This is a genomic window from Neoroseomonas oryzicola, from assembly GCF_012163135.1.
Classification (GTDB): Bacteria; Pseudomonadota; Alphaproteobacteria; order Acetobacterales; family Acetobacteraceae; genus Neoroseomonas; species Neoroseomonas oryzicola.
In genome coordinates, this window is the sequence record NZ_JAAVUP010000004.1 from 105,038 (window position 1) to 124,227 (window position 19,190).

Consider the following 19,190-nt stretch of genomic DNA (forward strand, 5'->3'; position numbering starts at 1 on the left):
CCCGCCTGTCACCGAGTCCGATAGACGCCGCGGCCCAATCTTTCCAGCGCTTCGCGCAGTTCCGGGGAGGCGACCGATTCGATGGCGGATTCGACCCGTTCCGGCAGCGCCACGGGCTTGGGGGCGGCCTTTTTCCGGGGAGCGGCCGCGGCCGGGGCCTGCTGGACGAATCGGAACCGCTCCACCGCCACCCGCCCGAGCGCGGCGTTGATCCGCCCGGCCAGCTGTGGGGCCAGGTGCTGCAACTCCATCGCGACCGGCCCGGCGCAGGCGAGCGTCAGCGTCCCGGACGCCAGCCGGAGAGGCTGCGTCACGGCCGCGAGCGCCGGTCCGACGAGCTCCGGCCAGTCGGCCATGATCTGCGCCCCCGCGGGGCTCTTGCGCTTGAAGGCCGGGCGTGTGAGCGCTGGCACCAGCGCGCCGAGCGGCCTCGGCCCGCCCAGGAACCGCTTCTCCTCTCCGTCCCGTGCCATCCGCCAAGCCCTCCGCCGCCGATCTCCTCGCCTGGTACGACCGGCACCGGCGTGTCCTGCCCTGGCGCGCGGCCCCGGGGGAGGCGAGGGACCCATACCGCATCTGGCTGTCGGAGGTGATGCTCCAGCAGACCACGGTCGCCGCGGTGGGCCCACGCTACGCCCGGTTCCTGCAACGATTCCCGACGGTCGACGCCCTCGCCGCCGCGGACTGGGCGGAGGTCGCCGAGGAATGGGCGGGCCTTGGCTACTACGCCCGGGCGCGGAACCTGCATGCCTGCGCCAAGGCGGTGGCGGCATCCGGGGGTTTCCCGTGCAACACCGACGGCCTGGCGGCGCTGCCCGGCATCGGGCCCTACACCGCGGCTGCGGTGGGGGCGATCGCCTTCGATGCCCCGGTCGTGCCGGTGGACGGCAATGTCGAGCGGGTGATGGCCCGCATCCATGCCGTGCAGGCGCCGCTGCCGGGGTCGAAGCCGATGCTCGCCGCCCATGCCGCGTCCTGCATGGAGGACCCGGTCGCCCGAGCCCGGCCCGGCGACTTCGCCCAGGCGCTGTTCGACCTCGGCGCCACCGTCTGCACGCCGCGCAACCCGGCCTGCGCGCTCTGCCCCTGGCGGGAGGGCTGCGCCGCACGGCGGGCGGGCATCCAGGCGGAATTGCCGAGGAAGTCGCCCAAACCCGCACGGCCGCTGCGCCATGGGGTGCATTTCCTGCTGCGCGACGATGCGGGCCGGGTGCTGCTGCGCCGGCGGCCGGACAAGGGGCTGCTCGGCGGCATGCTCGAGGTGCCCGGCACGCCCTGGCGCGCGGAGCCCTGGGCGGAGGCCGAGGCGATGGGGCACGCGCCTGTATCGGCCGGCTGGTCGCCCGTTCCAGGCGTCGCACGGCACGGCTTCACGCATTTCGAATTGGAGATGCGGCTCCTCGCCGCCGCCCTGCCGGGACGGGCCGCGGTGCCGCAGGGCGAATGGCTCGCCGCTGCCGACGCGTCCCGCGCCCTGCCGAGCGTGATGCGGCGGCTGCTCGTGCTCGCGGGCGGCGGATGAGCCTGGCGATCCTGCGCGACGCCCGCTGGATGACGCGCGATCGCGCGCGCGCCTACCTCCTCGCCTACGCGGCGCTGTGCCTGCCGATCCTGGTCGAGGCGGGCCTGCGCCTGCTCGGCTGGCGGGAGCCGCCGCCGGCGGACACCGACTTCCTCAGCTTCCATGCCGCGGCGCGGCTGGCGCTCGAGGGCAACCCCGCCGGGCCCTGGTTGCGCGACGTCCATGCCGCGATGCAGGCGGCGATCCAGGGGCGCGAGGGCGGGCGCTACTTCGCCTTCTTCTACCCGCCGGTGTTCCTGCTGATCTGCCTGCCCTTCGGCCTGCTGCCGGTGCTGCCGGCCTACCTGGCCTGGATGGCGGCGACCGGCGCCGCCTGCCTCGCCGCCCTGCGCGCCTGGACGGCCGAACGTGGCTGGGCGCCGGCGATCTTCGTGCTGCTGGCGCCGGCGAGCCTGCTCAACATCCTGCACGGCCAGAATGCCTTCCTGACCACCGCGCTGCTCGCCGCCGCAGGCGCGCTGCTCGACCGCCGCCCGGCACTTGCCGGGCTCGCCTTCGCGACGCTCGCCTTCAAGCCGCAGCTCGGCATCCTGGTCGTGCCGGCGCTGCTGGCCGGGCGGCGCTGGACGGCGATCGGGGCGGCCTGCGCGGGCGGCCTCGCCTGGGGGCTCGCCGCCTGGGCGGCCTTCGGGACCGAAGCCTGGCGCGCCTTTCTCGCGCGCATGCCCGATGCCGGTGAGGTGCTTGCCTCCGGCGCGCTCGCGACGTGGAAGGTTCTGAGCCTCTACGCAACCGCGCGCAGCCTCGGCGCGCCCGAGGCGGTGGCGACGCTGGTCCAGGCCGCCGCGACGATCGTGACCGTCGCGGCGGTCGTGATCGCCGTCCGGCGCGGGACGGACGGGCGCGCGACGGTCGCGCTGGTCGCCGCCGGAGCGCCGCTCGTCACACCCTTCGTGCTGGTCTACGACTTCGTGGTGCTGCTGGTGCCGACGCTGTGGATCGCGACACAGGCGCGGCATGAAGGCTTCCGGCCCTGGGAGAAGTCGGCGCTGCTCCTGACCTGGCTGATGCCGCTGCTGGCCTTCCTCGGCGGTCTCGTGACCGGGGTCTCGCCAGGTCCGCTGCCCGCGGCGATCCTGCTCGTGCTGGTGCTCCGCCGCCTCAGCCCTGCCCGCGCGACGACGTGAACAGGAAGATCGCAGCGACCACCGCGATCAGCACGGCCCCGCCCACGATCAGCAACGCCGAATCCTGCAGCATCGCGACCGCCGGCACCGACAGCGCCAGCACCGCCCCCACCGCGACGATGCGCCACGAGAGTGCATGCACCCCCGCGACGAAGGTGCCGAGGCCGAGCAGAAGCAGCAGCCCGATCTCGGTCGCGTTGTCGTTCACCACCCCGCGCACCGACGGCAGGAACAGCATCAGCATCGCGCCGAGGAAGGCCGCCCAGTGCAGCGCCTGGGTCCAGATCAGCCGCGTCCGCAGCCCGCGCCCGGCCGCGCTCTTCCACCCCGCGAAGACGCACAGGATGCCGAACACGGGCGCGAGGATCTGCCAGTAGAGCAGGTTCGGCTGCCGCGACACGCCGACATAGGCGACGCCCGCGAAGCCCGCGATCAGCATCGCGAGATACGGCGCCTCGGCCAGCAGGATGCGGCCCCAGGAGCGCGGCGGCGGCGGCGTCACCGGCGTCATCGGCGGCTCGGCGGCGGTCACGCCTGGTGTCGCGGTCTCGCCCATGCGCGGGGCCTCCTTGGTTGGGCGTCGCAGCGCGCGATCACGCCTCGCGCTGCAACTCGGCGCGGTAGTCGTCGATCACGCGCAGCCGCCCGTCCCGCGCCTCGACATGCCAGAACAGCCAGCCATTGCAGGACGGCGCTTCCTGCACTGCCGCGCCGACCTTATGGATCGACCCGCTGGCCAGGCCGCAGCGCAGCGTGCCGTCGGCGCCGACCACCGCTTCCCACCGCTTCTGCCGGTCATACAGCTTCGCCCCGGCGGGCACGATGCCGCGTTCGACCAGCGTGCCGAAGGGGATGCGCGGCTGTTCCTTCTTGGACGGCAGCGCCGCGGCGGCATCCTCGGGCGCGGGCTCGACCGCGGCGACGCGGGCCATCGCGGCATCGGCGTAGGACTGCTCGCGCTCGATGCCGATGAAGCGGCGGCCGAGGCGCTTCGCCACCGCCGCCGTGGTGCCCGACCCGAGGAAGGGATCGAGGATCACCTCGCCCGGGGAGGTGCAGGATAGGATCACGCGATGCAGCAGCGCCTCGGGCTTCTGCGTCGGGTGCAGCTTGTCGCCCTTGTCGTCGCGCAGCCGCTCATGCCCGGTGCAGAGAGGGATGAGCCAGTCGCTGCGCATCTGCAGGTCGTCGTTGAGCGCCTTCATCGCGGCGTAGTTGAAGCGGTAGCGGCTCTCGGGCCCGCGCGCGGCCCAGACCAGCGTCTCATGTGCGTTGGTGAAGCGGCGGCCGCGGAAGTTCGGCATCGGGTTCGACTTCCGCCAGATCACGTCGTTCAGGATCCAGTAGCCAAGATCCTGCAGCGCCGAGCCAAGCCGGAAGACGTTGTGGTAGGCGCCCATCACCCAGATGGTGCCGTCCTTGCGTAGCACGCGGCGGCATTCGGTCAGCCATTCGCGCGTGAAGGAATCATAGGCGCCAAGGTCCGCGAAGCGGTCCCATTCGTCGTCCACGCCGTCCACGACGGAATCATCGGGACGGCGCAGCGTGCCCTTGAGCTGCAGGTTGTACGGCGGGTCCGCGAAGATGGCATGCACCGAGGCCGGCGGCAGGTGCCGCAGCCATGCGATGCAGTCCCCGACCAGCACCTGGTCGAGCGGCAGATCGATCTGCGTCCCCACTAGCGAAGCCCCGTCCCCCGACGCGAAGCCCGCAGAATCGCTTGTGCGACTCGGCAGGTCAAGGTTTGCGTGGTTTGCTTGCCTCAGGCGCCGGCGCGCGCATTCGCGCGCTTGGCTTGCGCGCCACGCACTGTCGCACTGGCGACGACGGTTCGTCTGGGCGCGGTCGCGCTTCGCGCTCCCGGATCGAGGCAGAGCCTCGATCCGCCACAGCTGGTCCATCGCGTCAGTCAGTCACCACCGCCGGATGCGGCAATTGCGGATCGCGGCCACGACGCGATCCGGGAGCGCGAAGCGCGACCGCGCCCAGACCGTCAGCCACGCCAGCGCACCAGTGCAGGGCGCGCGAGCCAAGCGCGCGGAGGCGCGCGCCGGCGTTTGAGGCAAAGAAAATCCACGCGCGCCGGCGTTTGAGGCATCAAGAAACATCATCGACGGGGCGAAAGCCCCGTCGATGATGCGGGCTGGGCCCGAGCCGCGCGAGCGCCGCGAGATGCGCCGCCGTCGGGTATCCCGCGTGCTTCGCGAAGCCATAGCCCGGCCAGCGCGGATCGAGCCGCGTCATCGCCCGGTCCCGCACCACCTTCGCGAAAATCGAGGCCGCGGCGATCGACAGCGAGATGCCGTCCCCGCCCACCACGCAGCGCACCTTGCAGGGCAGGCGCGGCGGCTGGTTGCCGTCTACCAGTGCCAGGTCCGGCACCGCGCCGAGCCGTGCGACCGCGCGCGCCATGGCGAGGTGCGTCGCGCGCAGGATGTTGATCGCCCCGATCTCCGCCGCCGAGGCCGCGCCGACGCCGTAGTCGAGCAACCCTTCCGCCGCCGCGACGCGCAGCGCCCCGAAGGCCGCGTCGCGCTGCGCCGGCTTCAGCTTCTTCGAATCATCCAGCAGCGCTGCGAGCCCCGCCGGCGGCGCGCCGCGGAACACCACGGCCGCCGCGACCACCGGCCCGGCCAGGGGCCCGCGCCCGGCCTCGTCCACGCCGGCGACGCGGCCGCCTTCGGCCTCCAGGCTGAAATCCGGTTTCCGCGCGGGCATGCGGCGGCAGTAGCATGGCCGGCATGGACACCACAGACCTTCGCGTCTTCGAGGCGGTGGCCCGGCTCGGCGGCATGGGCCGGGCGGCGGCCGAACTCAACACCGTCCAGTCGAACGTGACGGCCCGCATCCGCGCGCTCGAGGCCGAGCTCGGCCTCGCCCTGTTCGACCGGCACGCGCGCGGCGTCACGCTCACCGCCGCGGGTCGGCGCCTGCTGCCCTATGCCGAGCGCGCCCAGCGCCTGGTCGCCGAGGCCGCCGCCGCAGCGCGCGACGACGGCACGCCGCGCGGCCCGCTCGCGATCGGCTCGCTCGAGACGACGGCGGCGATGCACCTCGCGCCCATGCTCGCCGCCTACGCGAAGGCCCACCCCGAGGTGGACCTGGTGCTGCGCACCGGCACGACGCGGGAGATGGTCGAGGAGGTGCTCGCCGAGCGCGTCGACGGCGCCTTCGCCTGCGGCCCGGTCGAGCACGCCGACCTCGTCACCGAGCTCGCCTATCGCGAGGAACTCGCCCTGATGGCCGCACCCGGAATCCGCGACGCGGCAGCGGCCCTGGCGCCCGAGGGGATGCGCATCATCGTCCTGCGCGCCGGCTGCTCCTACCGCCAGCGGCTCGAGGCGCTGCTCGCCCGCCGCGGCGTCGTCGGCCCGCGGGTGCTGGAATTCGGCACGCTGGAAGCGATCTTCGGCGCGGTGGAAGCGGGCCTCGGCGTCACGCTGCTGCCGGTGCGGCTGGTCCCCCGCGTGCTGGCGGCCGGCCGTCTCGCCGTCCATCGCCTGCCGCCGGCCGAGGCGATGGTCGAGACGGTCTTCGTCCGCCGGCGGGAGGCGCGGGTATCGAGCGCGCTCGCCGCCTTCCTCGACCAGGCGCGCCGGCGCCCGGCGGTCGCGGCCTGAGTGACCGTTCGAGGCATTCTGCAGCCCGGCCCGGGCCCGCGCCCCACTGGGCCGCCCAACGACAATGTCCTGGGTGGGTGGCCGGGTGGGGGAAGCGGGCCGGTGCCGGCATTGTCAAACGGTCTCTGAAGGCATCGCCATCGGCGATCGCAGCCATCGGATCAAAGCGTTTTTCGTGATGCCTGCCGCCCGCTAGTCTCAGCACCATGCAAGGCAGGACGCAGGACATGGCGCGCAACGGCACCGGACCCCAGGCGGCGCGGGCGGCCGCCTTCTGCGAACGCTTCGGCCTCTCGGTCCCGATCCTGCTCGCGCCCATGGCCGGCGTGGCGGCGCCCGCGCTCTCGGCCGCCGTCGCCAATGCCGGGGGCATGGGCGCGGTCGGCGCGCTGATGATGGCGCCGGAGGCGATCACCGACTGGGCCCGCGCGGTACGATCCCAGTCCAATGGCGCCTTCCAGATGAACGTCTGGATCCCCGACCCGCCGCCGGTGCGCGACGCCGCGCGGGAAGCGGCGATGGCCGATTTTCTCGGCGGCATCGGCCCGCGGCCGAAGATCCCGGATGGCCCCTTTCTGCCCGATTTCGACGCGCAGTGCCGCGCGATGCTCGATGCCGGGCCGGCGGCGATCTCCTCCATCATGGGCGTCTTTCCCGACTGGGTGGTGGCCGAGGCCAAGGCCCGCGGCATCGCCTGGTTCGCCACCGCGACCACGCTCGCCGAGGCGCGCGAGGCGGTCGCCGCCGGCGCGGATGCCATCGTCGCCCAGGGCATGGAAGCGGGCGGCCATCGCGGCGCCTTCGATGGCGCGGCGGCGGAATCGCAGCTCACCGGCGGGCTGGCGCTGATCCCACGCCTGGCCGATGCGCTCGACGTGCCCGTCATCGCCACGGGCGGCATCGCCGATGCGCGCGGCATCGCCGCCGCGCTGACGCTCGGCGCCAGCGCGGTACAGATCGGCACCGGCTTCCTGCGCTGCCCCGAGGCCGGCATCCATCGGGCCTGGGCCGATGCCATCGGCGCCGTGGAGGCGGAGGGCACGATGCTGACGCGCCTCTTCACCGGACGGCTCGGCCGTAGCGTCGCCAATGCGGCGGCCCGCGCGGCGCATCCGGCGCCCGCGCCCTATCCGGTGCAGCGCGCCCTCTACGCCCCGGTGCGTGCGGCAGCCGAGATGGCCAACGATCCCGGCGCGATGCAGATGTGGGCCGGCCAGTCAGCGCCGCTCGCCCGCGTGGAACCGGCCGGCGCGCTGGCGACCCGGCTGTGGGACGAAGCGCGCGCCCTGCTACCGTGACGCCAGGCTGAGGGAGCCACGGCCATGCCCTTCCGCAGCCGCCTGACCAGGACGCTCGGCATCGAGCATCCGGTGCTGCTCGCGCCGATGGACTATGTCGCCGGCGGGCGGCTCGCTGCCGCGGTCAGCCAGGCGGGCGGCCTCGGCCTGATCGGCGGCGGCTACGGGGACGGGCCCTGGCTCGGCCGCGCCTTCGATGCCGCGGGCAATGCGCGGGTCGGCTGCGGCTTCATCACCTGGAGCCTCGCGAAACAGCCCGCGCTGCTCGGCCAGGCGCTCGCGCGTGGGCCGGCGGCGGTAATGCTGTCCTTCGGCGACCCGCGGCCCTTCGCGCGGGAGATTCACGAGGCGGGTGCCACGCTGATCTGCCAGGTGCAGACCGTGGCGCAGGCGCATGAGGCGATGGAGGCCGGCGCGGGCGTCATCGTCGCCCAGGGCACCGAGGCCGGCGGCCACGGCCAGTCCCTGCCGCTGACGACGCTGCTGCCCCTGGTGGTTGAGGCCTGCCCCGGCATACCCGTCGTCGCCGCCGGCGGCATCGCCGATGGCCGCGGCCTGGCGGCCGCGATGATGTACGGCGCCGAGGGCGTGCTGATGGGCACGCGCTTCTACGTCACCGAGGAAGCTGACATCGACCCCCGCGCCAAGGCCCGCGCCGTCGCCGCGGGGCCGGGCGAGACGGTGCGCTCCATCGTCTTCGACATCGCCCGGAAGAACGTCTGGCCCGCGCCCTATACCGGGCGCGTGCTGCGCAACGCGACGACCGAGCGCTGGCTCGGCCACGAGGCCGAGATGCGCGAGCGCATGGAGGAGGTCGCGGCCGACTACGCCGCCGCCCGCGCGCGTGGCGATTTCGACGTGGCCGGCGTGATCGTGGGCGAGGCCGCCGCCCTCATCCACGACATCCCGCCCGCGGCGGCGGTGGTCGAGCGTGTGGTCCAGGAGGCCGAAGCCGCCATCGCCCGCGTCGCGCGCGGCTAGAGCCGTCTCCGTTCGCCTGCGCTCACGGCGCCGTCTCCGGCCCATTGTTTGCGCGAGCATCTTCCCCCGATCGGGACCGCATCTAGCCGCGCATCGGCGGCCGCGGCAGCAGCAGCCATCCCGCGAGCCCGCCCAGCAGGCAGGCCGCGATCGCCCCGAACCCGGCGCGATAGGCGGCTTCCGGCCGCGCGCCCTCGGTGCCTTCCGGGAACAGCCCCACCACCGCGCCGACCAGCAGCGGCAGCAGCGCGGACCCCAGCACCTGCGCGAGGTTCACCGTCGTCGCCCCGCGCCCGACCAGGTGGTCGGGAAACAGCGCGCGGCCTTCCGCCACCACCAGCACCGGATAGGCCGAGAACAGGACCAGCAGCACCAGCAGCGCGACGGCGGCCGGCAGGGGCGCGCCGGGCCACGATGCCAGGCCGAGCAGCATCGCCGCCGAGAGCGACGCCCCCGCCGTGACCACCGGTCGCCGGCTGCCGACCAGCCTTTCGAGCGGCCCGACCAGCAGCACGCCCACGGGCATGGCGATCCCCATCGCCGCCAGCACCCAGCCCCGTCCAGCGGCGTCCAGGCGATGCACGTCCGCGAGGTAGGGCCCCGCCCAGAGACCCAGCACCGTCGCCGCGGCGGCATAGGCGACGAGGTGCATCGACAGCACCCGCGGCAGGCCCGGCAGGCGCCAGATGAAGACCTGCCCGGCCAGCGCCTCGCGCAGCGTCTCCGGCTTGCGGAAGGGCGGCGGGCGGCCCGGCGGATGGTCCTGTGCCAGGCGCCACCAGACCGCCCAGCCCAGCGCGGTCAGCCCCGCCGAGGCGATGAGCGCCCCGCGCCAGCCGACCCATTCGACCATCGCCGCCAGCGGTGCGCCGGCCAGCAGGATGCCGGCCTGCGACAGCGCGAAGACGCGGCTGAGCGCCAGCGTCAGCGCCGGCCCGTCATGCCAGCGCGCGCAGAGCACCACCGCCGCCATGAAGGACGCCCCGCAGCCGATGCCGAGGAGGAACCGCGCCGCGAGCAGGCCCGCCCCGTCCGTCGCGAAGGCCTGCAGCGCCGCCCCGGCGACCGCGAGGCCGGTCAGCGCCGCCACCGTCCGCCGCGGCCCTGCGCGGTCCAGGGCCAGGCCGACCGGCAGCTGGGCCACCAGCAGCGCGCCGAAGAACACCCCGTTCGCCGCGCCGAGCACCGCCGGCGTCAGCGACAGGTCGGCGATCAACTCGGGTGCGACCACGCCGAGCGAGGCGCGGTGGAACTGCGACAGGCTGGTGATGACGGCGAGCGCCGCCATCAGCGCGACGACCGGGCTCATGCCGCCTCGAGGCCGAAGGCGTCCTTGAGCCCGCGCCGCCCGGCCGGCGTCAGCCCCACGCGGCGGCGGGCGAGGATGTCGCCGTCCTCGGTCGCCGGCAGGCGGCGCAGCCAGCCGCGGCCGATCCAGGCGGCCGCGATCTCCCGCCCCAGCCCGCCGGCGAGGTGCGGGCGGCGCTCCGACCAGTCCATGCAGTCGCAGGCGAAGCGCGGCGCCGCATCGGCGCGATCGAGGTCGACCCCGGTCGCGACCAGCCGCGCGCGCCCTTCCGGCGCCGCATCCCAGCCCCCGGACACCGGCCGCAGCAGGCCTTCGCCCGTCAGCCGCTCATGCAGCGCGACGCCGAGCCGCCCGGCGAGGTGGTTCCAGCACAGCCGTGCCGCGCGCGCCTCCTCCCCGTGCTTCCAGTGGCGCACCGGCGCGATGCGGGCGGCGAGGCCGCCGAGCGTCTCGATCGCCGCCGCGACATGCTCGGAGGCGAGGCGGTGGTACCGGTGCCGCCCCTGGGCATGGACGACCACCAGCCCGCCCTCGGCCAGCCGCGCGAGATGCCCGCTGGTGGTCGCCGCCGTCACCCCGGCGACGCGGGCGAGCTCGCCGGCGGTCAGCGCCTCGCCGCCCATCAGCGCGGCGAGCATGCGCGCGCGGGCGGGATCGGCCATCAGCGCGGCGACGGCCGCGAGCGGCCCGGGGGCGGTGGGATCGGTCATGGGGGAATGCTATCCCGCCTCGGCGCCGCGCGCTTCGGCCTTCGCCGAAGCATTCGTCCGCGCGAGCCAGCCAGGGTGGATGCCATGATCGCCATCATCTTCGAGGTCGAGCCCGCGCCGGGGCGCGAGCACGACTACCTCGCCATCGCCGCCGCCATGCGGTCGGAACTGGAACGGCAGCCCGGCTTCATCGCGGTGGAGCGTTTCCGCAGCATCACCAACCCCGCGAAGCTGCTCTCCCTGTCCTTCTGGGAGGACGAGGAGGCGGTGCGGAACTGGCGCTGCCATGGCGGGCATCGCGGTGCGCAGAAGTCGGGCCGCGAGGGCGTGTTCGCCGGCTACCGGCTGCGCGTCGCCGGCGTCATCCGCGACTATGGCATGACCGAACGCCGCGACCAGGCGCCGGCGGACAGCAACGCGCATTGGGGGCTGTAGCGCGGCGCGTCACTCGAGGCCGAGGGCGAAGGCCGCCTCGCAGGTGACGGGGCGCGGGCCGCCCGCGCGCAGCGCCGCGTCGCGCCGGTCGGCGGCGGCGTAGAAGGCTTCGCGCTGGCGCGGGGCCCCGGTCGCGTCGACCTCGACGCCGAGGAAGCGGCCCTCGCGCGCCAGCCGCACCTGCGGATGCCGCTGCCCGGTCTGCCACAGGCCGCGCACCCAGGCAGAGAAGCGGGCGTTCTCCCAGAAGGCGACGTCGAGGCCCTCGCCGCCCCAGCGATACTCGCCGCGGTCGAGCGGGTCGCGCCGCTGCACCAGCACGGCCACGCCGCGCAGCGGCGTCTGGATGCCCACTTCGAAGACGGTGGTGCCGATCAGCCCGAAGCGGCTGCGGATGCGGTCGATCAGCCCTTCGGTCGCCGACTGGACGAAGCCGTAGCGTTCGCCGTGCAGCAGCAGGTCGTAGATCGTGTAGCGCGCCGCCACCGGACGCGCCGCGCCGATCCGCTGGTCGCAGCCCAGATGCGCCCAGGGGATCCGCACCCGGCTGTGGAAGGCGCGCCAGAACTCCGTCGGTCCGAGCGATCCCGGATCGGCCGGGGCCTCGCCGTCCGGCGGGTCGGTGACGAAGGGAATGACGCCGGCGGCCTGCAGCCAGCTCATCGCGAAGGCGGCGCAGCCGGCGCCGGTGCCCTTGAAGGTGCGGTTGAGCAGGGAGCCGAAGCGATTGTGCCCGCCGCGCGCGAGCAGCTCCGTGAAGCAGGCGAGCGCATCGGTGCCGTTGCGCAGCGGCACGCGCACCCGCGCGAAGGTCACGTTGCCGTTCTCGAGCAGGTATTCCGGCCCGCTGTTCCGCCCGTCCCGCGGGCGGAAATAGAGCCCGTCCACCACGCGCAGCCGGCGCTGCCGCAGCGCCAGTTCCCGCGCGACCTCGTGCGCCGCGTTGAGCCGCCCCGGCTCGGGCATCAGCAGCACGCCGCCGATGCCCAGTTCCCGCCCGATGGTGAGGTCGACGAGTTCCGCATCGGCCCGCTGGATCGTCGTCATACCGGTGAGGATGGTGGGGTAGCCGGGCACCTCGACCTTCACGACGAAATGGCCGACCGGGTGGCTCGCCACCGGGACGGGGCGTGGGTCTTCGGTGCGGACGACGCTGACGATGTTCGAATAGGCCGACTTCACCAGGTTCGCCGGATCGCGGAAGTCGATGCTGCGGTCGATGCCCGGCTGGCGCGAGGGCAGGCCGGTCAGCGGCGGGTCGATCTGGTACAGCGTGATGGTCGCCACATCCGCCGCCCCGCCCGGCGCCGGGACGGGATCGGCCAGGGTGACGTCGGTGAAGGCCGGGACGTCGGGGTCCTCGAGCGCATCATGCGCATGGGTGACGGCGCGCAGGTCGATGCGGTCCTCGCCGACCGAGAAGCGCGCCGCGCCCAGGTGCCGGACGGGCCGGCCGGTCGCGGTGATGTCCGTGCCGCCATGCGTCGCCGTGGTGAGGGGCCGGATGGCCGGCGCGATGGCGTCGGCGATCGCGTGCGCGAGCCGCCCCGGCGCGGCGCCCCGCGGCGCATGGGCGACGATCGCGAACTTCGTGCGGCGCCAGTCGTGCTCGTGCAGGCTCGCGACGACCAGGCCGCCGTCATGCATCGCCGGGGGCAGCAGGTCGGGCCCGTGCCACTGGATCACCTTGAGCCGCAGTTCGAAGGCCGGCCCGCCGGCCGTGCCGGGCGCGGCGTCGAAGCCGAGGCGGCGCAGTTCCGCGACCACCTCCTCCCGCAGCGCGGCGAGCGCGGCCCGGTCGGGCTCCTGCCCGGTCTCGTCGAGCGGTTCCGCGACGCCGATGGCAGGCGGCGTGGGGCGCGGCGCGACGGCCTCGCACCCCGTCGCGGCGAGGGCGAGGGCGAGCAGGTCGCGGCGGTGCGGGCCTCCCGGCATCGCGCCAGTCATAGGAAGCGGCCGCGCCGCGTTTCTTGATCCGGCGCAAGCCGCGTCGCTGCGGTCCTACGCCCGCCGCCCGAGCCACCCCGTCAGCCGCTCCGGCGCGGCCGTCATGTCCGCCTCCGGCCCGCAATAGGAGAAGCGCAGGAAGCGGCTGCCGCGGTCCCGGTCGAAATCGAGCCCCGTCGTCGCAGCGATGCCCGCATGGTCCAGCATCTCGGCGCAGAAGGCGGCGCTGTCGTTTGTGAGGTGCCCGACGTCGCACCACAGGTAGAAGGCGCCGTCCGCCGTGGCGATCCGGGTGAAGCCCGCCTTCGGCAGGCCATCCAGCAACGCGGCGCGGCTGCGCGCATAGGCCGCCTTGTTCCCCTCGAGTTCCTCGACGCAGTCCATCGCCGCCTCGGCCGCGACCTGCGCGACATGCGGGGCGCTGATGAACATGTTCTGCGCCAGGCACTCGACCGGGCGGACCAGGTCCTCGGGCAGTACCAGCCAGCCGATGCGCCAGCCCGTCATGGACCAGTATTTCGAGAAGGAATTCACCACCACCGCGCTGGGGCTGAAGGCGGCCGCGGTGCTCTCCTCGACCGTGCCCCAGGTCAGGCCGTGATAGATCTCGTCGCTGATCAGCCGCACGCCGTTGCCGTGGCACCAGCGCGCGATCGCCTGCAGCTCGGCCGGCGAGAGCATCGTGCCCGCCGGGTTGCACGGGCTCGCGATGATCAGCCCTTCGGGCCGCGGATCCATCTTCTCCAGCATCGCGAGGGTCGGCTGGAAGCGCGTCGTCGCGTCGCAGGGCAGCAGCACCGGCTGCATGCCGAGCGCGGTGAGGATGTTCGCATAGGGCGGGTAGAAGGGTGCCGCCATCGCCACCCGGTCGCCCGGATCGAAGGCGGCGAGGAAGGCGAGCGGGAAGGCGCCGGATGCGCCGACCGTCACCGCGATGCGCGATTCCGCCACCTCGGCGCCGTAGCGCTCGCGGTAGTGCCGCGCGATGCGCGCGCGCAGCGACCGCAGGCCGAAGGCTTCCGTGTAGCCCATCGGATGGGCGTCCTGCAGGGCGCGGATCGCGGCTTCCCGCGCGCCCCGCGGCGCGCCGGTGCCGGGCTGGCCGACCTCCATGCGCAGGATGCCGGGCGCGCCCGGCGGCAGGCTCGCGGCGCGCGCATTGGCCGCCGCGATCACGTCCATGACGAGGAAGGGCGGCGCGTCTGCCGCGCGCCCGACCTTCACCGCCCGAAGGTCCCGATCGAGACGCCCGTGCCGCGCGGATCCGCGCTGCCGATGCAGGAGGCGTTCGACCCCGGCGCATAGGACGGGCAGGTGATGACCATGCCGCGCCCCGGATCCGGCACCGCGGCGAAGATGTCGCCCGGCGCCACCCGGCGCAGCGTCGCCGCCATGGTCGCCCCCGCCGCCGCGCCCGCGGCGTACTGGCCCGACCCCGCCGCCACGGCGCGGAAGGACCGCCGGTCGCGGTTCGTCGCCAGCGCGACGGCGAGCGGCGCGGGCGGCACGTTGCCGATCCCCGGCGCGGCGGCGAGCAGGATGCCCGTCCCGGGCACCACGCGGCCGGTGCCGAACAGGTTGTTCATGCTGAAGGCGCAGGACACCGCGTTGCCTTCCTGGTCCATGGTCAGCAGCGCGGTGGAGGCGCCGACGGGCGCGCCCACCGGCGGCAGCGCCGGCTGCCCGGCCATCGCCGCCTGGAAGGCCTGCGCGGTGCCCGCGCCGCCATCGACCGCGCCCGGCAGGAAGTAGACGCTGTCGATGCTGACATCGACGCGCTCGGTCGCCATGACCTGGGCGCGGGCGCCGCGCAGCTCGTCCTGCGTCAGCCCGCCGCCGGCGACGACCGACCCCTCCGCGAAGCGCTCCGACAGCCCGCCCTGGTACAACTCGCCCACGCCGCCCGTGCGGAGCTGCGCGAGCGTCGCGCCGAGGTCGAGCTGCGTGATGCGGTCCCCCGGGCGCAGCGGCCCGCCGCCAGGCGCGCCGAACACCGCCCGCGCATTGGGGTCGTTCAGCAGCGGCGCGGCCACGGCCGCGAGGTCGTCGGTCAGCGCGCGGCTGACCTCGGTGCCGAAGCGGGCCAGGTCCTCGGCGGGGCGGATCAGCTGCTCGAAGCGCAGCCGCGCGCCGCGGGTGTGCAGCAGATAGAGCCCCCGCGCCATCATCGGCACGGCGGCCGGGCGGTCCGCGCCCTGCGGCGGCGCGCTGCGCGGCCCGGCGGGGAAGGTGACGGCGTCCACCTCGCGCCGGCGGTTGTTGTAGACGATGCAGGCCCCGCCGCCGCCCAGCCCGGCGCGGGAGGGCAGGGTGACGGACAGCGCGAAGGCGCCGGCCACCGCCGCATCCACCGCCGAGCCGCCAGCCGAGAGGATGTCGCGCGCCACGATCGCCGCGCGGGGTTCCTCCGTCGCGACGCCGCCGAAGAAGCCCGTGACGAAGCCGGGCGTGCCCATCGGCACCGACGGCCCGCGCGCGAAGGACGGCATGACGGAGGAGCAGCCCGGCAGCAGCGCCGCGGCGGCGAGCAGCAGGGCCGCCGCCCGCCCGCGCCGGTCGCGCCGGGCCGCCCCGCCGTCTGGGCTCGCACCCATGGGGAAGGCGCTGGCGCTCCTGGTCGTCCTTGTGCTCATGCCGCTGGTCCTGGCCCCTCCTGCCGCGCCGGCCCAGGGCCAGGCGCGGGTGGTCACGGTTCGGGATGCGGAGGCCAAGGCCCTGATCCGGGCCATCGCGCATCCCCTGTTCCGGGAAGCGGGGCTGGACCCGGCGTCGATCCGCATCACGCTCCTGCAAGGCTGGGCCATAGACGCCTTCGTCACGACCGGCAACCGGCTCTTCGTCCACACCGGCGTGATCCGGCGGGCGGAGGCGCCGACGGGGCCGGGCGATGATCGGGGCCACGGCCCCGCAATCCCTTGCCCTGGCGGAACGGGACGCCCCGGGCGGCGCCGGCCCCCGCGCCCGGCGCCGGCCGGCGACCGCCCGCGGCCGTCGCGGGAACGTGGCCGGGCCGGACCTTGCGCCGGCCGAGGAAGCCATGCTGTTGAGCGTCCTCGCCACGGCCCGCATGCTGGCCCTGATGGCGGAGCCGCACCTGCCCCCCGGGCAGCGGTCAGCGGAGCAGGCGCGACGACGCGAGGAGAGACGATGAGGCGAGGCTTCCTTCTGGCCGCGGCCGGGGTGATGTTCGGCGGACGCGCCATGGCGCAGTCCTTCACCGATGCCCAGCGCGCCGAGATCGTCGACATCATCCGCGAGGCGCTGCGCCGCGACCCCACCATCCTGCGGGAGGCCTTCTCCGCCATCCAGGCCGCCGAGGAACGCGACCGCGCCGAGGCGCAGCGCAGCGGCATCGTGGCCCAGCGCGCCGCGCTGTTCGGGACGGCCGGCGATCCCATCCGCGGCAACCCGCGCGGCGACGTCACCATCGTCGAGTTCTTCGACGTGCGCTGCCCCTACTGCAAGCGCCTGCATGGCGAGATGGCCGAGGTGCTGCGCCGCGACCGCAACCTGCGCATCATCATGAAGGACCTGCCGATCCTCGGGCCGCAGAGCGTGGTCGGCGCACGCGCGCTGCTCGCCGCCCAGCGCCAGGGCAAGTATCCGGAATTCTACGACGCGCTGATGCGACTGCGCGGGGAGCCGACCGACGAGGCGATCCGCGCCGAGGCGCAGCGCATCGGCCTCGACGCCGCCCGCCTGTTCCGCGACATGCAGGACCCGGCGATCCAGCGGCGGCTCGACGACAACATCGCGCTCGCCCGCACCCTGCAGATCGAGGGCACGCCCGCACTCGTCATCGGCGACACGCTGATCCCGGGCGCGCTGCCGGCCTCGCAGATCGAGCGCCTGGTCCAGGCAGAAAGGGAACGACGGCGATGACCGGCACCGCCTTCATCTGCGTCACCTGCGGCACGCAGCATGCGCCCTCCGCGGCGCCGCCCGCGCGCTGCGAGGTCTGCGAGGATGCGCGGCAATGGGTGCCGCAATCCGGCCAGGCCTGGACGACGATGGAGGCACTCGGCCGGCGCCATGCGGTGGGCTTCCGCGAGGTCGCGCCGGATCTCCTCGGCGTCGGCGTCTTCCCCGATTTCGGCATCGCGCAGCGCGCGCTGATGGTGCGCACGCCGGCCGGCAACGTGCTGTGGGACTGCGTCGCGCTGCTCGATCCGGCGACGGTCGAGATCGTGAAGGCGCTGGGTGGCCTCGCGGCGATCGCCGTCAGCCATCCGCATTTCCACACCTCGATGACCGCATGGGCGCGCGCCTTCGACTGTCCGGTGCTGATCCACGAGGCGAGCCGCGACTGGGTGAAGTACCCCGATCCCGCGGTGACCTTCTGGTCGGGCGAGACGCACGACCTGCTGCCGGGCATCACGCTGCACCGCCTGGGCGGGCACTTCGCCGGCGGGACCATCCTGCACTGGGCGGCGGGCAAGGGCGCGATCCTGACCGGCGACATCGCGAGTGTCGCGGCCGACCGCAAGCACCTGTCCTTCATGTGGTCCTTCCCCAACTGGGTGCCGCTGCCCGCGGCCGAGATCGCCCGCATCGGCGCGCGGCTCGATGCGCTGGAGTTCGACGCGATCTATGGCGGCTGGTGGGACCGCGTCCTGCCGACCGGCGGCAAGCAGGCCGCCCGGGACAGCGTCGCGCGCTACATCCGCGCGGTGACCGAGGGCCTGCCCGCCTGACGGCGCCGCGTCACGCGGTGTGAAGTCCATCACTGGCGCTGGCCAGGCCATCATGTGTCATGCCGGTGCGCCGGGCCGGGCCGGCGCGTGATGCGGGGACGACATGGCGTATCTGGCGGCGGCTCTCGTAGCGATCCTGGGCTTGGCCGCGGCGGTGTTGGGTGGCGCCTTCGCCATGGCCCTCGCACGCCTGCGCCGCCCCTTCCGCGAGGCGCTGCGCGACGAATCGCCCGACGGCGTGCGGGCGCGCGCGGCGAAGGCGGTCGAGGCGATCCGCAACCCGCTGCTGAAGCGCATCGTCACGCGGCGTATCGGCGAGATGATCGGCGTCGCCGTGGTCAAGCGCCTCGTCGAGCAACTGGACGCGGCGGTGTTCTGGTATTCGGCGCTCGCCGTCCTCGGCTGCGCCGCGGTGCTGTTCTCGTTCTTCGTGCCGCGGCTGTTCGCCTGACGGCGCGGCCTATTCCACCCGGACGTTGGCGCGCGAGACCACGTCCGCCCATTTCGCGATCTCGGCGCGGATGAAGGCGGCGAAGGTCGCGGGGCTGGTGCCGCCATCGGGCGTCAGCCCCGGCGGATCCGCGCCGAGGGCTTCCATCCGCTGCCGGAAGGCGGGCGAGAGCGCGACGGCGTTCAGCTCGCGACCCAGGCGCTCGACCACCGCGGGCGGAGTCGCGGCGGGCGCCAGCAGGCCGAACCAGGCCGTGGCCTCGAAGCCGGGCAGTCCCTGCTCCGCGATGGTCGGCACCTCGGGCAGGGACGGGTTGCGCCGCGCGCTGGTGACGCCGATCGCGCGGATCTTCCCTTCCTTGATGAAGGGCAGGGCCGAAGGGATGTTGTCCATCCCGATCTCGATCCGCTCCGCCACCATCTCGGTCAGCATCGGCGCCGAGCCGCGGAAGGGGACGTGGCTGATGTCGATGCCCGTCGCGAGGCGCAGCTGCTCCACCACCACATGGGGCGAGGTCGCGATGCCCGCGGTGCCGTAATTGATCTGCCCCGGCCGTGCGCGGGCTTCCCGCACCAGGTCGGCGACGGAGCGGATGGTGGTGTTGTTCGCCGCCATCAGCACGTTCGGCACGCGCGTCATCAGCGCGACGGCGGCAAGGTCCTCGGGCTTGTAGGGCATGCGGTCGCGGAACACGGCGTAGTTGATCGCGCCCGTCCCGATCGTGGTCAGCAGCAGCGTGTTCCCGTCGGGATCGCTGCGCACCACATATTCGGCGGCGATGTTGCCCGAGGCGCCGGGCCGGTTCTCCACCACCACCTGCTGGCCGATCCGCTGGCCGAGCATCTCGGCCGTCAGCCGGCCGACCAGATCTGTCGTTCCTGCCGGCGTGAAGGGAATGACGATGCGGATCGGGCGCGAGGGCGCACCTTGCGAGGAAGCAAGGCGCGGGGCCGCCAGCACGGCAGGCAGAGCGGCAAGCACGCCGCGGCGGGCGATACCCATGGTCGTTTCCTTCCCGTCACGCCTGGCGGCGCGA

19 protein-coding genes are annotated in these 19,190 nt (G+C 74.2%); 9 read left to right on the top strand and 10 right to left on the bottom strand.

Annotated features, from left to right (window positions below; all coding sequences use genetic code 11):
* Window positions 1–8 precede the first annotated feature (8 nt).
* Window positions 9–473: a DUF721 domain-containing protein gene (locus GWK15_RS15330; protein WP_168042228.1), complete on the bottom strand. Its 465-nt coding sequence runs from the start codon at window positions 471–473 to the stop codon at window positions 9–11.
* Between GWK15_RS15330 and GWK15_RS15335 the strand changes: the two genes are divergently transcribed.
* Together GWK15_RS15335 and GWK15_RS15340 are read left to right on the top strand one after the other, a co-directional pair.
* Entirely contained in the window at window positions 467–1,522 is a 1,056-nt protein-coding gene (locus tag GWK15_RS15335; protein ID WP_168042229.1) for an NUDIX domain-containing protein, read from the top strand. The genes GWK15_RS15330 and GWK15_RS15335 overlap by 7 nt on opposite strands.
* Window positions 1,519–2,709, top strand: coding sequence for a glycosyltransferase family 87 protein (locus GWK15_RS15340; protein WP_168042230.1), 1,191 nt, complete (start codon window positions 1,519–1,521; stop codon window positions 2,707–2,709). The genes GWK15_RS15335 and GWK15_RS15340 overlap by 4 nt, the downstream gene beginning before the upstream one ends.
* Here GWK15_RS15340 and GWK15_RS15345 read toward each other — a convergent pair.
* From GWK15_RS15345 to GWK15_RS15355, 3 genes are all read right to left on the bottom strand, one after another.
* Complete coding sequence (locus GWK15_RS15345) at window positions 2,684–3,265, bottom strand: hypothetical protein (RefSeq protein ID WP_168042231.1); 582 nt, start codon at window positions 3,263–3,265, stop codon at window positions 2,684–2,686. The two genes, GWK15_RS15340 and GWK15_RS15345, sit on opposite strands and share 26 nt — an antisense overlap.
* A 37-nt stretch (window positions 3,266–3,302) precedes the next feature.
* Window positions 3,303–4,388, bottom strand: a complete 1,086-nt coding sequence (locus GWK15_RS15350) for a DNA methyltransferase (protein WP_168042232.1) — start codon at window positions 4,386–4,388, stop codon at window positions 3,303–3,305.
* A gap of 418 nt (window positions 4,389–4,806) precedes the next feature.
* On the bottom strand, window positions 4,807–5,427 hold the full coding sequence (locus GWK15_RS15355) for a ribonuclease HII (protein WP_168042233.1): 621 nt from the start codon (window positions 5,425–5,427) through the stop codon (window positions 4,807–4,809).
* A 23-nt stretch (window positions 5,428–5,450) separates the two neighbouring features.
* Here GWK15_RS15355 and GWK15_RS15360 point away from each other — a divergent pair, with 23 nt between their 5' ends.
* The 3 genes from GWK15_RS15360 (at window position 5,451) to GWK15_RS15370 (ending at window position 8,608) form a co-directional block, all read left to right on the top strand.
* On the top strand, window positions 5,451–6,329 hold the full coding sequence (locus GWK15_RS15360; protein ID WP_168042234.1) for a LysR substrate-binding domain-containing protein: 879 nt from the start codon (window positions 5,451–5,453) through the stop codon (window positions 6,327–6,329).
* 206 nt (window positions 6,330–6,535) lie between these two features.
* Window positions 6,536–7,627 carry an NAD(P)H-dependent flavin oxidoreductase gene (locus GWK15_RS15365; RefSeq protein WP_209442232.1) on the top strand — a complete coding sequence of 364 codons (1,092 nt, stop codon included), beginning with the start codon at window positions 6,536–6,538 and terminating at the stop codon, window positions 7,625–7,627.
* Window positions 7,628–7,651: 24 nt separating this feature from the next.
* A complete protein-coding gene (locus GWK15_RS15370; RefSeq protein ID WP_168042235.1) occupies window positions 7,652–8,608 on the top strand; it encodes an NAD(P)H-dependent flavin oxidoreductase in 957 nt (318 codons plus the stop codon).
* An 82-nt stretch (window positions 8,609–8,690) separates the two neighbouring features.
* Here GWK15_RS15370 and GWK15_RS15375 read toward each other — a convergent pair whose 3' ends face one another.
* The gene (locus GWK15_RS15375; RefSeq protein ID WP_168042236.1) at window positions 8,691–9,917 is read right to left on the bottom strand and encodes an MFS transporter; all 1,227 of its coding nucleotides are present in this window, start codon (window positions 9,915–9,917) and stop codon (window positions 8,691–8,693) included.
* A complete protein-coding gene (locus tag GWK15_RS15380) occupies window positions 9,914–10,627 on the bottom strand; it encodes an ArsR/SmtB family transcription factor (RefSeq protein ID WP_168042237.1) in 714 nt (237 codons plus the stop codon). The genes GWK15_RS15375 and GWK15_RS15380 overlap by 4 nt, the downstream gene beginning before the upstream one ends.
* An 84-nt stretch (window positions 10,628–10,711) precedes the next feature.
* Here GWK15_RS15380 and GWK15_RS15385 point away from each other — a divergent pair, with 84 nt between their 5' ends.
* Window positions 10,712–11,062, top strand: a complete 351-nt coding sequence (locus GWK15_RS15385) for an antibiotic biosynthesis monooxygenase family protein (protein WP_168042238.1) — start codon at window positions 10,712–10,714, stop codon at window positions 11,060–11,062.
* A gap of 9 nt (window positions 11,063–11,071) precedes the next feature.
* On the opposite strand, the gene GWK15_RS15390 is transcribed toward GWK15_RS15385, so the two are convergent.
* The 3 genes from GWK15_RS15390 to GWK15_RS15400 form a co-directional block, all read right to left on the bottom strand.
* Entirely contained in the window at window positions 11,072–12,997 is a 1,926-nt protein-coding gene (locus GWK15_RS15390) for a hypothetical protein (RefSeq protein ID WP_168042239.1), read from the bottom strand.
* A gap of 66 nt (window positions 12,998–13,063) precedes the next feature.
* Window positions 13,064–14,191, bottom strand: coding sequence for a pyridoxal phosphate-dependent aminotransferase (locus tag GWK15_RS15395; protein ID WP_168042583.1), 1,128 nt, complete (start codon window positions 14,189–14,191; stop codon window positions 13,064–13,066).
* Between the two features lie 38 nt (window positions 14,192–14,229).
* Window positions 14,230–15,642 (bottom strand): gamma-glutamyltransferase, encoded by a 1,413-nt coding sequence (locus tag GWK15_RS15400; RefSeq protein WP_168042240.1) that lies wholly within the window; start codon window positions 15,640–15,642, stop codon window positions 14,230–14,232.
* A 514-nt stretch (window positions 15,643–16,156) separates the two neighbouring features.
* On the opposite strand from GWK15_RS15400, the gene GWK15_RS15405 reads away from it, so the two are divergent.
* The 3 genes from GWK15_RS15405 to GWK15_RS15415 all read left to right on the top strand — a co-directional run bounded on the left by GWK15_RS15405 (window position 16,157) and on the right by GWK15_RS15415 (window position 18,154).
* The gene (locus GWK15_RS15405) at window positions 16,157–16,891 is read left to right on the top strand and encodes a DsbA family protein (protein WP_168042241.1); all 735 of its coding nucleotides are present in this window, start codon (window positions 16,157–16,159) and stop codon (window positions 16,889–16,891) included.
* The gene (locus GWK15_RS15410; protein WP_168042242.1) at window positions 16,888–17,703 is read left to right on the top strand and encodes an MBL fold metallo-hydrolase; all 816 of its coding nucleotides are present in this window, start codon (window positions 16,888–16,890) and stop codon (window positions 17,701–17,703) included. Before GWK15_RS15405 ends, GWK15_RS15410 begins: the two co-directional genes overlap by 4 nt.
* A 103-nt stretch (window positions 17,704–17,806) precedes the next feature.
* On the top strand, window positions 17,807–18,154 hold the full coding sequence (locus tag GWK15_RS15415; RefSeq protein WP_168042243.1) for a hypothetical protein: 348 nt from the start codon (window positions 17,807–17,809) through the stop codon (window positions 18,152–18,154).
* Window positions 18,155–18,163: 9 nt separating this feature from the next.
* On the opposite strand, the gene GWK15_RS15420 is transcribed toward GWK15_RS15415, so the two are convergent.
* Window positions 18,164–19,156, bottom strand: a complete 993-nt coding sequence (locus GWK15_RS15420) for a Bug family tripartite tricarboxylate transporter substrate binding protein (RefSeq protein WP_168042244.1) — start codon at window positions 19,154–19,156, stop codon at window positions 18,164–18,166.
* Window positions 19,157–19,190: the final 34 nt, after the last annotated feature.

Coding starts and splice junctions, on each gene's coding strand:
- GWK15_RS15365 (WP_209442232.1), top strand. CDS start 6,536: ATGCAAGGCAGGACGCAGGACATGGCGCGCAACGGCACCGGACCCCAG.
- GWK15_RS15420 (WP_168042244.1), bottom strand. CDS start 19,156: ATGGGTATCGCCCGCCGCGGCGTGCTTGCCGCTCTGCCTGCCGTGCTG.
- GWK15_RS15345 (WP_168042231.1), bottom strand. CDS start 3,265: ATGGGCGAGACCGCGACACCAGGCGTGACCGCCGCCGAGCCGCCGATG.
- GWK15_RS15360 (WP_168042234.1), top strand. CDS start 5,451: ATGGACACCACAGACCTTCGCGTCTTCGAGGCGGTGGCCCGGCTCGGC.
- GWK15_RS15370 (WP_168042235.1), top strand. CDS start 7,652: ATGCCCTTCCGCAGCCGCCTGACCAGGACGCTCGGCATCGAGCATCCG.
- GWK15_RS15385 (WP_168042238.1), top strand. CDS start 10,712: ATGATCGCCATCATCTTCGAGGTCGAGCCCGCGCCGGGGCGCGAGCAC.
- GWK15_RS15410 (WP_168042242.1), top strand. CDS start 16,888: ATGACCGGCACCGCCTTCATCTGCGTCACCTGCGGCACGCAGCATGCG.
- GWK15_RS15405 (WP_168042241.1), top strand. CDS start 16,157: ATGAGGCGAGGCTTCCTTCTGGCCGCGGCCGGGGTGATGTTCGGCGGA.
- GWK15_RS15330 (WP_168042228.1), bottom strand. CDS start 473: ATGGCACGGGACGGAGAGGAGAAGCGGTTCCTGGGCGGGCCGAGGCCG.
- GWK15_RS15390 (WP_168042239.1), bottom strand. CDS start 12,997: ATGCCGGGAGGCCCGCACCGCCGCGACCTGCTCGCCCTCGCCCTCGCC.
- GWK15_RS15380 (WP_168042237.1), bottom strand. CDS start 10,627: ATGACCGATCCCACCGCCCCCGGGCCGCTCGCGGCCGTCGCCGCGCTG.
- GWK15_RS15400 (WP_168042240.1), bottom strand. CDS start 15,642: ATGAGCACAAGGACGACCAGGAGCGCCAGCGCCTTCCCCATGGGTGCG.
- GWK15_RS15340 (WP_168042230.1), top strand. CDS start 1,519: ATGAGCCTGGCGATCCTGCGCGACGCCCGCTGGATGACGCGCGATCGC.
- GWK15_RS15375 (WP_168042236.1), bottom strand. CDS start 9,917: ATGAGCCCGGTCGTCGCGCTGATGGCGGCGCTCGCCGTCATCACCAGC.
- GWK15_RS15355 (WP_168042233.1), bottom strand. CDS start 5,427: ATGCCCGCGCGGAAACCGGATTTCAGCCTGGAGGCCGAAGGCGGCCGC.
- GWK15_RS15415 (WP_168042243.1), top strand. CDS start 17,807: ATGGCGTATCTGGCGGCGGCTCTCGTAGCGATCCTGGGCTTGGCCGCG.
- GWK15_RS15395 (WP_168042583.1), bottom strand. CDS start 14,191: ATGGACGTGATCGCGGCGGCCAATGCGCGCGCCGCGAGCCTGCCGCCG.